The sequence below is a fragment of the Paraburkholderia sp. GAS41 genome (assembly GCF_050436545.1).
GTDB lineage: Bacteria > Pseudomonadota > Gammaproteobacteria > Burkholderiales > Burkholderiaceae > Paraburkholderia.
On sequence record NZ_JBNDMK010000021.1, the window covers coordinates 1 to 13,335 of the forward strand.

Here is a 13,335-nt window from a genome sequence, read left to right on the forward strand (position 1 = left end):
TCCGCTTCGGTGAGCGGACAGTTGCCGCCGCGCCGGCCTTCGTACTCAGGACCGCGACCCGCGGCGAGATCGATCAGCACGGAGCCCGGTTTCATCGCCTGCACGGTTTCGACGGAGATCAGCGTGGGCGCGGGACGTCCCGGAATCAGCGCGGTCGAGATGACGATATCGGCCTGTCTGGCGCGTTCGTGAACCAGCGCCGACTGGCGCGCAAGCCAGGAAGGCGGCATGGGCCGCGCGTAGCCGCCCACACCTTGCGCGGCTTCGCGCTCTTCATCGGTTTCGTAAGGCACGTCGAGAAACTTGGCGCCGAGCGATTCGATCTGCTCTTTCACGGCTGGCCGCACGTCCGACGCTTCGATCACCGCGCCGAGGCGCTTGGCGGTCGCAATCGCCTGCAAACCGGCCACGCCCGCGCCGAGAATCAGCACGCGGGCCGCCTTGACGGTGCCGGCTGCCGTCATCAGCATCGGCATGAAGCGGGGGTAGAGGTCGGCGGCGAGCAGCACGGCCTTGTAGCCGGCAATGTTGGCTTGGGAGGAGAGCACGTCGAGGCTCTGCGCGCGAGTCGTGCGCGGCGCCGCCTCCAAAGCGAAAGCGGTCACACCGGCAGAGGCGAGCTTTGCTGCGTTGTCGGCGTTGAAGGGATCGAGCATGCCGACCAGCACTGCGCCGCGCTTGAGTTGCGGCAGTTCGGCTTCGGTCGGGGACTGCACCTTGAGAACGAGATCGGCGCCGAATGCGGTGGCCGCATCGACGATTTCCGCGCCGACCGCGCTGAAAGCTTCGTCAGGAAAACTGGCGCCGGTTCCGGCACCGCTCTGGATCGTGACCCGGTGGCCCTGCGATACGTATTTCTTGACCGTCTCGGGGGTGGCGGCAACGCGTGATTCGTGCGCTCGCGTCTCGGCTGGCACTCCGATGTGCATCTTTGACTCCTCCTCGGCCTTCCTGTTATTACGACAGAGCTGCCGACGAGGCACGCCGGCTTGCAAGTGCAACGGCTACGACGCCACTTTAACCGAAACCGGGGGGCGCACCGAAATCAGGGACAATCCGGGGGGACCGCCGGCCCGATTGGGCCGAGGCAACGCCTGTGCAGCCCGCTTCCCGGCAGCTCGCCGCCATAGACGGTAAAATACCGCCCCATGAATCCCGAAACCTGGGCTGCGCACGTCACCGTGGCCGCCATCGTCGAGCGCGACGGACGCTTTCTTCTCGTCGAGGAACACACCGACGACGGGCTGCGTCTGAATCAGCCCGCCGGCCATCTGGAGGCGGGTGAGACGCTCGCCGAGGCGGTCGTGCGAGAAACGCTCGAAGAATCCGCGCACCGGTTCACACCCGAGGCGCTGGTGGGCGTCTACATGGCGCATTTCGAGCGGCCGGCCAGTGCAGGCGTCACCTATTTGCGCTTCACGTATTGCGGCACCGCCGGCGAGGCCGAGGCCCACCGCGCGCTCGATCCGGATATCGTCCGCACGCTGTGGATGAGCGCCGACGAGCTGCGCGCCTGCCCCGAACGGCACCGCACGCCGCTCGTGATGCGCTGTATCGACGACTACCTCGCAGGCCGGCGTTTCCCGCTCGACTTCGTGCATACGCATTCGGTCGGGCCCACCCGATCAAGCAAGTCAGGCAACCCATGAGCAAGAAGAAAGTCGTAGTAGGCATGTCGGGTGGCGTCGATTCGTCGGTCACCGCATGGCTGCTCAAAGAGCAAGGTTACGATGTCGTCGGCCTTTTCATGAAGAACTGGGAAGACGACGACGACGGCGAGTACTGTTCGACAAGGCAGGACTGGATCGACGTCGTTTCGGTGGCGGACCTGATCGGCATCGATGTCGAAGCGGTCAACTTCGCCGCCGAATACAAAGATCGTGTGTTCGCCGAATTCCTGCGCGAATACTCGGCCGGCCGCACGCCGAATCCGGACGTGCTCTGTAACGCCGAAATCAAGTTCAAGGCCTTCCTCGACCACGCCATGTCGCTCGGGGCAGAAACCATCGCGACCGGCCACTATGCGCGCGTACGCGAGGTTGAAGGCCGCTTCGAACTGCTGAAGGCGCTGGACCACACGAAGGACCAGTCGTACTTCCTGCACCGCCTCAATCAGGCGCAGTTGTCGAAGACCATGTTTCCGCTTGGCGAGATCCCCAAGACGAAGGTGCGCGAAATCGCCGAACAGATCGGCCTGCCGAACGCCAAAAAGAAGGATTCCACCGGCATCTGCTTCATCGGCGAACGGCCGTTCCGCGATTTTCTGAATCGCTATCTGCCGACCAAGCCGGGCCCGATGAAAACGACCGACGGCAAAGTGGTCGGCGAACATATCGGCCTCGCGTTCTATACCTTCGGCCAGCGCAAGGGTATTGGCCTCGGCGGCAGCCGCTCAGGCAGCGGCGAGCCGTGGTTCGTAGCCGGCAAGGATATTCCGTCGAACACGCTGTATGTCGCGCAGGGCCATGACCACGCCTGGCTGCTGAGCCACACGCTGAGCGCGGGCAATACGAGCTGGGTGGCCGGTCACCCGCCCACGGAAGACTTCGGGTGCGGGGCAAAAACGCGTTACCGGCAAGCCGACGCCGCTTGCACGTTCAGCACGGCGGGGCAAGCAGACGGCCACTTCGAGCTCAATTTCGACGACGCGCAATGGGCTGTCACACCGGGGCAATCGGCTGTGCTCTACGATGGCGAGATCTGTCTGGGTGGCGGCATTATCGAACACGCGGTGACCGCACAACCTGCTGTGCAGCAGCCGCAGACCGCTGCGCTCCTCAGCGCACGGTAAGCCGCGCAGCAGCAGGTCGCGCGGCAGGTCGCGCAACGAGCAATACGATGGGCAGCGCAGTAACATAACAATCAGCGGTTAACCGCTCTCTGCAACGGAGTCCCCATGTTTTCTCGACGTTATCTGGCCATGTGGTGTGCGGTTGCGCTGCTTGCCGCCTGTGCAGCGCTTGCCGCGACGCATCATCTGTCGTGGTTCTGGATCATCGTTCCCGTCCTGCTCGTCGGCCTCGGTCTGTTCGATCTGACCCAGGAACGCCATGCGATCCTGCGCAACTACCCGTTGTGGGGCCATCTCCGTTTCATGTTCGAATTCATCCGGCCGGAGATCCGCCAGTATTTCGTCGAGGACGATACGGACGAAAAGCCGTTCTCGCGTGCCCAGCGCAGCATCGTCTATCAGCGCGCGAAGAACGATGTGGACAGCCGGCCCTACGGCACCGAACTCGACGTCAAAGCCGTGGCGCACGAGTGGATCAGCCACTCGCTCGCGCCGACCAAGCTCGACGGTCACGACTTCCGTGTCGTGGTCGGCCCGGACCGGGCCCAGCCTTACTCGATGTCGATTTTCAACGTGTCGGCAATGAGCTTCGGCTCGCTCTCGGCCAACGCCATCATGGCCCTCAACCTCGGCGCGAAGAAAGGTAACTTCGCGCACGATACAGGCGAAGGGTCGATGTCGAAATACCACCGCGAGCATGGCGGCGACATCATCTGGGAAATTGCTTCGGGCTACTTCGGTTGCCGTAATGACGACGGTTCGTTCAACGCCGACAAGTTCGCCACGCAGGCGCGCGAACCGCAAGTGAAAATGATCGAGGTGAAGCTCTCGCAGGGAGCGAAGCCAGGTCACGGCGGCGTGCTGCCGGCCGCCAAGATCACCCCGGAAATCGCCGAGACACGCGGTGTCCCGATGGGCCGCGATTGCATCTCGCCCGCTACGCATTCCGAATTTTCGACTCCGCGTGGCCTGCTCGAATTCGTAGATCGGCTGCGCACGCTGTCCGGCGGCAAGCCCACGGGCTTCAAGCTGTGCATCGGTCATCCCTGGGAATTTTTCGGCATTGCCAAAGCGATGCTGGAGACCGGCATCCTGCCGGACTTTATCGTCGTGGACGGTGCGGAAGGCGGCACGGGCGCAGCGCCCCTCGAATTCACCGATCATGTCGGCGTTCCGCTGCAGGAAGGACTGCTGCTGGTGCACAACACGCTCGTCGGTATCGGCCTGCGGCAGCGGATTCGCATTGGCGCCAGCGGCAAAATGATCACCGCGTTCGATATCACCAAAACGTTGGCGATCGGCGCGGACTGGGTCAACGCGGCACGCGGCTTCATGTTCGCGGTGGGCTGCATCCAGGCGCAGACCTGCCATACGGGCCGCTGCCCGACCGGTGTCGCGACCCAGGATCCGATTCGTCAACGCGCGCTGGTCGTGCTGGACAAATCCGACCGGGTCTTCAACTTCCATCACAACACGCTGCATGCGCTAAAGGAAATCGTCCAGGCCGCGGGTCTCAAGCATCCGGCCGAATTGCGCGCGCATCACATCGTGCGGCGGGTCTCGTCGCATGAGGTCAGCCTGATGTCGGATCTGCTGAAATATCTGGAACCAAACGACCTGTTGAACGGCAACTATCGCTACAAGCTGTTCGAAAGATGGTGGCCGATCGCGAGCGCCGAGACGTTCGCACCCAAGGTGGAACTCGCGGCGACCTGATCTCAGCGCAACCTCGATACAACCTCACCACAACCTCACTGCGGGGATGCCGCTCACTGTCAGGCGGCGGCATCCGCCTGACACCCGTCTTAGCGTGCAGCACCTGTTGCACTAGAACATAAGACTCCTTAAGAATTCGTCTTATATACAGCGAACGCGCCAGATCGTACATTCCGGGGTTATCTTACCCACGCTCAACGATATGGTTACGTCGCCTCCCCCCGCTCTTTCTCTGGCTGACCACGCTCAGCTCGTCCAGACCCGCCATGGCTGGATGCTTGCCAATCCTAACGATTTCTATCTCGGCCGCGCGTTGCTGGAGTACGGCGAGTGCAGCGAACTGGAGTCCGCCGTGTTACGGCAGCTTCTGGTTCAACCGGGCGTGGTCGTCGAAGTCGGCGCGAACATCGGCGTGCATACCGTGGTGCTCGGGCGGGAGGCACAGCAGCGGCGCCAGGTGCTGGTCGCCTTCGAACCGCAACCGGTGATCTTCCAGAACCTGTGCGCCAACCTCGCGGCCAACGGTCTCACCAACGTGCTCGCCTGGCCGTACGCATGCGGCAGCGACGCCGGCACGCTCCATTTCAAGCGGCCGGATTACGCTGCATTCGGCAATTTCGGCGGGGTGGAAATGCAGCAAAAGCCGGTGCCGGGACGATTCCCGTACCGTGCGTGCGCATGGACGACGTGCTGCACACGCATAGCGTGAGTCTGATCAAGATCGACGTGGAAGGATTCGAACTGGCCGCGCTGCAAGGCGCGCAGGAAACGCTCGCACGCTGCCGTCCGACGCTCTACGTCGAGAACGACCGGCTAGAGCGTTCGCAGGCGCTGATCGAATGGCTGTGGTCGAAAGACTACCGGATGTGGTGGCATCTGCCGCCGCTCTTCAATCCAGGCAAATTTCTTCGGTCGTGCAGACAACATCTACGGCGGACTGTTGTCGTGCAACATGCTTGCGCTGCCCCGCGAGCTCGAGCTCGACATCAGCGGCTTCACCGAAGTGACCGATTCGACCACGCACGCGCTGATGAATCTGGTGAACTGAGCGGCCAGCCGCCGGACGCCAATCCGGCAGCAGGCGTGATGCTCGTGCGGCGCGTGGTCAGTCGGACGGAAAGCTGTCCACGAACGACTGCCGCTGCGACAGCTTCTGGAAGTGCTTGTCGAGATTCGGATACGGCTCGCGCCAGTTCAGCTCCGGCGTGCGGAAATCCAGGTATCCGAGCGCACAGCCCATGGCGATATCCGCCAGCGTGTAGCGGTTGCCCGCGCACCATGTCTTGCCGCCGAGCCCTTGCGACATCGCCACGAGGCTGTCGTCGATCTTGCGTTGCTGGCGCGCGAGCCACGCGTCCGAGCGCTGCTCGGCCGGCCGCAGCACGCCTTCGAGACGAATCAGCACCGCCGCGTCGAGGATGCCGTCGGCGAGCGCTTCCCAGCAACGCACCTCGACCCGCTCGCGACCCGACGGCGGAATCAGCTTGCCGACCGGCGACAGCGTATCGACGTATTCACAGATGACGCGCGAATCGAACACCGCCTCGCCGTCCTCCATCACGAGACACGGCACCTTGCCGATCGGATTGAAGGTATGGATGGCGCTGTCCGCCGCCCAGACGTTTTCAAGCACCAGCTTGTAGTCGATCTTCTTTTCGGCGAACACGATCCGCGCCTTGCGGACGAACGGACTGGCCAGCGAACCGATGAGTTTCAGCATCACAATTGCCTTTTCTGAATTTGGGCGGAAGTATACGTTGGATGACGGCCCTCCTGAACGCCGCACACTATCTTCCGGGGCAACGCCCGCCGGACCTGTGGACGGATTGCAACATTGCGGCTTCCGGCGCCGCCCGTCCACCTGGCCGGATGGCCAGGGTGCCGAAACCGGATGCCGATTGGGCGCTACAATCGCACCATGAACCAGCCGAACGAACCCACTCTCGCCATCGACGTTTACCGCAAGCGCCGCGAGCGCGTGCTAGCTGCGCTGCGCGCGGCAGGCGGTGGCGTCGCCATCGTCCCCACCGCACCGGAAGTGCTGCGTAACCGGGACGCCGATTACCCCTACCGGCACGACAGCTATTTCTATTACCTGACAGGCTTTACCGAGCCCGAAGGTTTGCTCGTGCTGGACGCTAGCGCGGGCGAGAACGCTCCGGCTTCGATCCTGTTCTGCCGCGCAAAGAACGCCGAACGTGAAATCTGGGAAGGCTTCCGCTTCGGTCCCGAGGCGGCCCGTGAAGCGTTCGGCTTCGACGCGGCATATGCGGTTGACGAAACCGAAAGCCAGCTGCCGCTGATCCTCGCGGACAAGCCCGCGTTGCACTACGCGCTCGGCAGTTCGGCCGGGCTCGACGAAAACGTGCGCCGCTGGCTCGACGCGGTGCGCGCCAAAGGCCGCAGTGGCGTCGCCGCGCCGGCTGCCGCGCACGACCTGCTGCCCATCCTCGACGAGATGCGTCTCTTCAAGGACAGTCACGAACTGGCCATCATGCGTCGCGCGGGTGAAATCTCGGCCCTCGCGCATCGCCGTGCCATGGGCGCGTCTCGCGCCGGTGTGCGCGAGTACGAACTGGAAGCGGAATTGTTGTACACGTTCCGCAAGCATGGCGCACAAGGGCCGGCGTATGGCTCGATCGTCGCCGCAGGCGCCAATGCCTGTGTGCTGCACTACGCGGCAGGCAACACCATTGCGCGGGACGGCGACCTGATCCTGATCGATGCGGCCTGTGAACTGGACGGTTACGCCTCCGACATCACGCGCACGTTCCCGGCCAACGGCCGCTTCACGCCGGCGCAGCGCGAGCTGTACGACATCGTGCTCGCCTCGCAGGAAGCCGCGATTGCGGCCACCCGCGCGGGCGCCAGTTTCGACGACCCGCATAACGCGGCCTTGCGCGTGCTGTCGCAGGGGCTGCTGGATACCGGCATCATCGAAGCGGGACTTTATTCTTCGGTCGACGACGTGATCGAGGAACGCGCGTATGCACCGTTCTACATGCACCGCACCAGTCACTGGATCGGCATGGACGTGCACGACTGCGGCGACTACCGCGAACGTGGCGCGCCGCGAGATGCGCAAGGCGCGCTGCCTTCCCGGATCCTGCAGCCGTCGATGGCGCTGACGATCGAACCGGGTCTTTACATTCGCCCGGCAGACAATGTCCCCGAAAAGTACTGGCATATCGGCATCCGCATCGAAGACGACGCTGTCGTCACGCCCGAGGGTTGCGAACTGCTTACGCGCGGCGTGCCGGTCAAGGCCGCTGAGATCGAAGCGCTGATGCAGGAAGCCCAAGCCGCTGCTGCGCGCGGCGCGTGACGCGTGAAGCTACGGAACTCATAGCCCATGAACGACGTCTCTGAACCGGCCGCTGCGCCGCAGCCAGGCTCGCCTGACAGGCCCGATGCGCCCGGCGCACCGTTCGACTTCGACGTGACGATCGTCGGCGCCGGGCCGGTCGGGCTGGCGCTGGCCGGCTGGCTCGCGCGGCGCAGCGCGACCCAGGCGCTGTCGATTGCGCTGATCGACGCCCGCAAGCCGGAAGACGCGCTCGGCGATCCGCGCGCGATTGCCGTTTCGCAAGGCAGCCGGATGATTCTCGAGCCGCTGCGCTGGCCCGCGGATGCCACCGCGATTCATCGCATTCATGTGTCGCAGCGCGGCCATTTCGGCCGCACGCTGATCGACCATACCGAACACGGCCTGCCCGCGCTCGGTTATGTGCTGCGCTATGGATCGATCGTGCAGGCGCTGGCCGAGGCCGTGCGGCCGACTTCCGTCAACTGGCTGCAGTCCACTGCCGCGCTAGCGCCGGTTCAGGAACACGACGGCGTAACGCTGCCGGTCGAAACCGCACAAGGCACGCGCCATCTGCGCACCCGGATTCTCGTGAATGCCGAAGGCGGTCTGTTCCATGAGCAGCAGAAAAGCGATGGCGCCGGCGGCACGCGCGACTATGGCCAAACGGCGCTGGTCGGTACGGTGAGCGTGTCGGCGCCGCGCCCGCATGTCGCCTGGGAGCGCTTCGCGGAACAAGGGCCGATTGCGCTCTTGCCCACGGGCGGCGCCCGGGACGGCGACTACGCGCTGGTCTGGTGCTGCTCACCGGAGGAAGCAGCCCGCCGGGCCCAGTTGCCAGACGACGCGTTCCTGCGCGAACTGGGCGAGGCGTTCGGCGACCGGATGGGACGCTTCACGCAGATCAAGGGCCGCGCCTCGTTCCCGCTCGGTCTGAACGCGCTCGATACGCTCGTCAAAGGACAGATCGCGGCGATCGGCAATGCGGCGCAGACGTTGCACCCGGTCGCGGGACAAGGGCTGAATCTGGGTCTGCGCGACGCGCATGCGCTCGCCGACGCACTCTCGCAGCACGGCGCGACGCCGCTCGCGCTGGCCGCGTTCGCGCAACGCCGTGCGCTCGACCGCCGTCTGACAATCCGCTCAACCGATACGCTCGCGCGCCTCTTCACAGTGGACTTCCCTGCCTTGGGCGCGCTGCGCGGACTCGCGCTGACCGCGCTCGAATTTGTGCCGCCGGTCAAAACGGCACTGGCCCGGCAGATGATGTTCGGGCAACGCCGCTAGGCATTCGCGCTTCGCGGCTCTATGAATCTGGCGACTTTCATAGAAGATTTAACGGGTTACGACAGCCTTGAGCCCGATGCCGACTAGCCGTTAACGCTAAAATAGCGGTTTTCCTTCGTATTTCGCGCCCGTCCCCATCACTCCGATGGCAGGCGGCTGCGTCCTTGCCATGCCCACTCTCGGCTCCCACAATCTGCGCAACAACCTGTTTGTCGCCCCCATGGCGGGTGTGACCGACCGGCCGTTCCGACAGCTCTGCAAGCGGTTGGGCGCGGGTTATGCCGTGTCGGAAATGGTCGCGTCGAACGCGCAGTTGTGGAAAAGCGAGAAGACCATGCGGCGCGCCAACCACGCGGGCGAGGTCGAGCCGATCGCCGTGCAGATCGCCGGCGCCGACCCGGCCATGATGGCCGAAGCCGCGCGCTACAACGTCGCCAACGGCGCGCAGATCATCGACATCAACATGGGCTGTCCCGCCAAAAAGGTGTGCAATGTGGCCGCCGGCTCCGCCCTGCTGCAGAACGAGCCGCTGGTGCAGCGTATTGTCGAGGCGGTGGTAGGCGCGGTGGGCGTGGGGCCGGATGCGGTGCCCGTCACGCTGAAAATCCGCACCGGCTGGAACCGCGACAACAAAAACGCTTTGAGCGTGGCCCACCTGGCTGAAGACGCCGGCATTTCGATGCTGACCGTGCATGGCCGCACCCGCGCCGACCTCTATCACGGCGACGCCGAATACGAGACCATCGCCGCGGTAAAGGCAGCGGTGCGCATTCCGGTGGTCGCCAATGGCGACATCACCTCGCCGCGCAAGGCGCGCGAGGTGCTCGCCGCCACCGGCGCCGACGCGATCATGATCGGCCGCGCGGCGCAGGGGCGCCCGTGGCTGTTCCGCGAGATCGAGCATTTCCTGCAAACGGGCGAGTTGCTGCCGCCGCCGCGGATCGACGAAATCCAGCAGGTCATGAACGAGCATCTGGAAGATCACTACGCGTTCTACGGCGAATTTACGGGCGTGCGCACTGCGCGCAAGCACATCGGCTGGTACACTCGCGGCCTTTCTGGCGCCAATGTGTTCCGGCACCGCATGAACACCCTGGACACGACGCGCGAACAACTTCTCGCCGTCAACGAGTTCTTCGACGCCCAAAAGGCGCTCTCCGACCGCCTCGTCTACGTGGAAGAGGATGTCGACCCGAACGGCGAGCCAGACCACTCCGACCGACTAGCAGCATGAGCAAGAACAATATCGAACAATCAGTCCGCGATAGCCTGGGCGTATATTTCCAGGATCTCGACGGCTCCAATCCGCACGACGTTTACGACATGGTTATTTCATGTGTCGAAAAGCCGTTGCTCGAAGTGGTGCTCGAGCAGGCCGGCGGCAATCAGTCGCTGGCTGCCGAGTATCTCGGCATCAACCGCAACACGCTGCGCAAGAAGCTGCAACAGCACGGTTTGCTGTAGCTCATTGTAGTTTCCTGGCGCCCCTGCCACGTTCCTTCGGCTTCTCATTCTTCATCATGATCAAGCAAGCGCTCATCTCCGTTTCCGACAAGTCCGGCATCGTCGATTTCGCCAAATCGCTGTCGGACCTCGGCGTCAAGATCCTGTCCACCGGCGGCACCGCGAAACTGCTCGCAGACGCGGGCCTCGCCGTCACGGAAGTCGCGGACTACACGGGCTTCCCGGAAATGCTCGACGGGCGCGTCAAAACGCTGCATCCGAAGGTACACGGCGGCATCCTCGCGCGCCGCGATCTGCCGGAACACATGGCAGCGCTTGCAAAGCACGACATTCCGACCATCGACCTGCTGGTCGTGAATCTGTATCCGTTCGTGCAGACCGTGGCGAAAGAAGAGTGCTCGCTGGAAGACGCGATCGAGAATATCGACATCGGCGGCCCGACCATGCTGCGCTCCGCGGCGAAGAATCATCGTGACGTGACGGTGGTGGTCGACCCGTCGGACTACGCGGTGGTGCTCGAAGAGATGCGCGCAAGCAGCAACGCCGTGTCGTACAAGACCAACTTCCGTCTGGCCACCAAAGTGTTCGCGCACACCGCGCAGTACGACGGCGCGATCACGAACTACCTGACCAGCCTGACCGAAGAACTGCAGCATTCGTCGCGCAACACGTACCCGGCCACCTTCAACCTCGCGTTCGACAAGGTGCAGGACCTGCGCTACGGCGAAAACCCGCATCAGAGCGCCGCGTTCTACCGCGACCTCGCGGTGCCGGCCGGCGCGCTGGCGAACTACGGGCAGTTGCAAGGCAAAGAACTGTCGTACAACAACATCGCCGATTCCGATGCGGCATGGGAATGCGTGAAGACGTTCGACGTGCCGGCCTGCGTGATCGTCAAGCACGCGAATCCGTGCGGCGTGGCGGTGGGCGCGGACGCGCACGAAGCCTACGCGAAGGCGTTGCAAACGGATCCGACCTCGGCATTCGGCGGCATCATCGCGTTTAACCGCGAAGTGGACGAAGCAGCGGCACACGCCGTGGCCAAGCAGTTCGTCGAAGTGCTGATTGCGCCTTCGTTCAGCGCGGCAGCGCGGCAGGTATTCGAAGCGAAGAAGAATGTGCGCCTGCTGGAAATCGCGCTGGGCGACGGTCATAACGCCTTCGACCTGAAGCGCGTGGGCGGCGGCCTGCTGGTGCAATCGCTCGATTCGCACAACGTGCAGTCGCATGAATTGCGCGTCGTCACCAAGCGTCATCCGACGCCCAAGGAAATGGACGATCTGCTGTTTGCGTGGCGCGTGGCGAAGTATGTGAAATCGAACGCCATCGTGTTCTGCGGCAACGGCATGACGCTGGGTGTCGGCGCGGGCCAGATGAGCCGTGTGGACTCGGCGCGGATTGCCAGCATCAAGGCGCAGAACGCGGGTCTGACGCTGAGCGGCTCGGCCGTGGCGTCGGATGCGTTCTTCCCGTTCCGCGACGGTCTCGACGTGGTAGTCGCAGCAGGCGCGACCTGCGTGATCCAGCCGGGCGGCTCGATGCGCGACGATGAAGTCGTGGCCGCGGCCGATGAACACAACATCGCCATGGTGCTGACGGGCGTGCGTCACTTCCGGCATTGATTCTTGACCGTCGGGCGGCGCTTCGCAGCTTCTGCTGAGCCGACGTCCCGACTGGCGGCCTGAACGAAATGGCCCGGCGGATTTTTCTGCCGGGCCATTTTGCTTTTGCCCGCAGCCTTTAGCGTGCGGCGTTCGGTTCCCCGCAGTTTTACAGGTTGCGGCCCCCGCTCAATCGTGGGGGTCTTTCCTGGCGTAACCGGCGCTCACCTCGGGATGAGTGCTGATGTATGTGCTCAAACCCTGCCCGCGCAGAGCCAAGCGGCTCAGCTCCGCGACCTGATCAGCGCCTGCACTCGCATCTGTGTACCAATAGGTCACACCCGAACTGAAGCGAACCGCCACGCAGCCGTCGCCAAGCGCGTACGCCTCGACGCCTGAGTCACCGCTTAGATTTCGATAGCGTTCCATGCATGCCTCCTCGGCTGCTTTAGGGGTGCTTTCCGGTTGCTCCAACTATTCCATGCGCTCGTTTCATCTGACCGCGGCAAACCCGCGAGCCTTTATTCGTGACTCGGTGGCTCGCACACGCCGCCGCGTGTTCCGTTCGTTGTAGTATCGCAGGCACTTGGTTCGTAGCGCATCTTATGAGAATTCTAGGCATTGACCCCGGCTTGCGTGTGACCGGCTTCGGCGTAATCGACCAGAACGGTCATCACCTCTCCTACGTGGCAAGCGGTGTGATCAAGACCGCCGACGCCGACTTGCCGTCGCGCCTCGGCACGATCTTCGAAGGCATTTCGACGCTGATCCGCCAGCACGCGCCCGATCAGTCCGCGATCGAAAAGGTGTTCGTCAACGTCAATCCGCAATCCACCCTTCTGCTTGGCCAGGCGCGCGGCGCGGCGATCTGCGGTCTGGTGGCCGGTGGCGTGCCGGTCGCCGAATACACCGCGCTGCAGTTGAAGCAGGCGGTAGTGGGTTATGGCCGCGCCACCAAGGAGCAGATGCAGCAGATGGTGGTGCGTCTGTTGAACCTCTCCGGTGTGCCCGGCACCGACGCCGCCGACGCGCTCGGCATGGCGATCTGTCATGCTCACGGCGGCAGCACGCTCAGCACGCTCAGCGGTATTGCGCCATCGCTCGCCAGGAAAGGTCTGCGGGTACGCCGCGGGCGCCTCGTCGGTTAGCTCGTGGCCCGGCCGCACACCAAC

At 63.9% G+C, this 13,335-nt stretch carries 13 protein-coding genes and 1 pseudogene; 11 read left to right on the forward strand and 3 right to left on the reverse strand.

What is annotated here, in order from left to right:
• Positions 1–929, reverse strand: a 929-nt coding sequence (locus P3T43_RS25035) for an NAD(P) transhydrogenase subunit alpha (RefSeq protein WP_429283701.1), incomplete at its 3' end; no start/stop codon positions are given.
• Between the two features lie 219 nt (positions 930–1,148).
• On the opposite strand from P3T43_RS25035, the gene P3T43_RS25040 reads away from it, so the two are divergent.
• The 5 genes and pseudogenes from P3T43_RS25040 to P3T43_RS25060 all read left to right on the forward strand — a co-directional run.
• Complete coding sequence (locus tag P3T43_RS25040) at positions 1,149–1,649, forward strand: NUDIX hydrolase (protein ID WP_429283702.1); 501 nt, start codon at positions 1,149–1,151, stop codon at positions 1,647–1,649.
• Positions 1,646–2,791, forward strand: a complete 1,146-nt coding sequence (mnmA, locus tag P3T43_RS25045; RefSeq protein ID WP_429283703.1) for a tRNA 2-thiouridine(34) synthase MnmA — start codon at positions 1,646–1,648, stop codon at positions 2,789–2,791. Before P3T43_RS25040 ends, mnmA begins: the two co-directional genes overlap by 4 nt.
• 105 nt (positions 2,792–2,896) lie before the next feature.
• The gene (locus P3T43_RS25050; protein ID WP_429283704.1) at positions 2,897–4,507 is read left to right on the forward strand and encodes an FMN-binding glutamate synthase family protein; all 1,611 of its coding nucleotides are present in this window, start codon (positions 2,897–2,899) and stop codon (positions 4,505–4,507) included.
• A gap of 274 nt (positions 4,508–4,781) precedes the next feature.
• On the forward strand, positions 4,782–5,216 hold the full coding sequence (locus P3T43_RS25055) for an FkbM family methyltransferase (protein WP_429283705.1): 435 nt from the start codon (positions 4,782–4,784) through the stop codon (positions 5,214–5,216).
• A pseudogene (locus P3T43_RS25060) lies at positions 5,186–5,314 on the forward strand (FkbM family methyltransferase); the annotation flags it as partial. The gene P3T43_RS25055 and the pseudogene P3T43_RS25060, both read left to right, overlap by 31 nt.
• Positions 5,315–5,612: 298 nt before the next feature.
• On the opposite strand, the gene P3T43_RS25065 reads toward P3T43_RS25060, so the two are convergent.
• Complete coding sequence (locus tag P3T43_RS25065) at positions 5,613–6,227, reverse strand: glutathione S-transferase C-terminal domain-containing protein (protein ID WP_429283706.1); 615 nt, start codon at positions 6,225–6,227, stop codon at positions 5,613–5,615.
• Between the two features lie 198 nt (positions 6,228–6,425).
• On the opposite strand from P3T43_RS25065, the gene P3T43_RS25070 reads away from it, so the two are divergent.
• From P3T43_RS25070 to purH, 5 genes are all read left to right on the forward strand, one after another.
• The gene (locus P3T43_RS25070; RefSeq protein WP_429283707.1) at positions 6,426–7,832 is read left to right on the forward strand and encodes an aminopeptidase P N-terminal domain-containing protein; all 1,407 of its coding nucleotides are present in this window, start codon (positions 6,426–6,428) and stop codon (positions 7,830–7,832) included.
• 27 nt (positions 7,833–7,859) lie between these two features.
• Complete coding sequence (locus tag P3T43_RS25075) at positions 7,860–9,098, forward strand: UbiH/UbiF/VisC/COQ6 family ubiquinone biosynthesis hydroxylase (RefSeq protein WP_429283708.1); 1,239 nt, start codon at positions 7,860–7,862, stop codon at positions 9,096–9,098.
• A gap of 169 nt (positions 9,099–9,267) precedes the next feature.
• On the forward strand, positions 9,268–10,332 hold the full coding sequence (gene dusB / locus P3T43_RS25080; RefSeq protein WP_429283709.1) for a tRNA dihydrouridine synthase DusB: 1,065 nt from the start codon (positions 9,268–9,270) through the stop codon (positions 10,330–10,332).
• Positions 10,329–10,562 (forward strand): Fis family transcriptional regulator, encoded by a 234-nt coding sequence (locus P3T43_RS25085; RefSeq protein ID WP_020069294.1) that lies wholly within the window; start codon positions 10,329–10,331, stop codon positions 10,560–10,562. The genes dusB and P3T43_RS25085 overlap by 4 nt, the downstream gene beginning before the upstream one ends.
• A 56-nt stretch (positions 10,563–10,618) precedes the next feature.
• Complete coding sequence (purH, locus tag P3T43_RS25090) at positions 10,619–12,184, forward strand: bifunctional phosphoribosylaminoimidazolecarboxamide formyltransferase/IMP cyclohydrolase (protein WP_429283710.1); 1,566 nt, start codon at positions 10,619–10,621, stop codon at positions 12,182–12,184.
• Positions 12,185–12,352: 168 nt separating this feature from the next.
• Here the strand turns inward: purH and P3T43_RS25095 are convergent, their stop codons facing one another.
• Positions 12,353–12,592, reverse strand: coding sequence for a hypothetical protein (locus tag P3T43_RS25095; RefSeq protein WP_429283711.1), 240 nt, complete (start codon positions 12,590–12,592; stop codon positions 12,353–12,355).
• A gap of 176 nt (positions 12,593–12,768) precedes the next feature.
• On the opposite strand from P3T43_RS25095, the gene ruvC reads away from it, so the two are divergent.
• A complete protein-coding gene (gene ruvC, locus P3T43_RS25100) occupies positions 12,769–13,311 on the forward strand; it encodes a crossover junction endodeoxyribonuclease RuvC (protein WP_429283712.1) in 543 nt (180 codons plus the stop codon).
• Positions 13,312–13,335 lie beyond the last annotated feature (24 nt).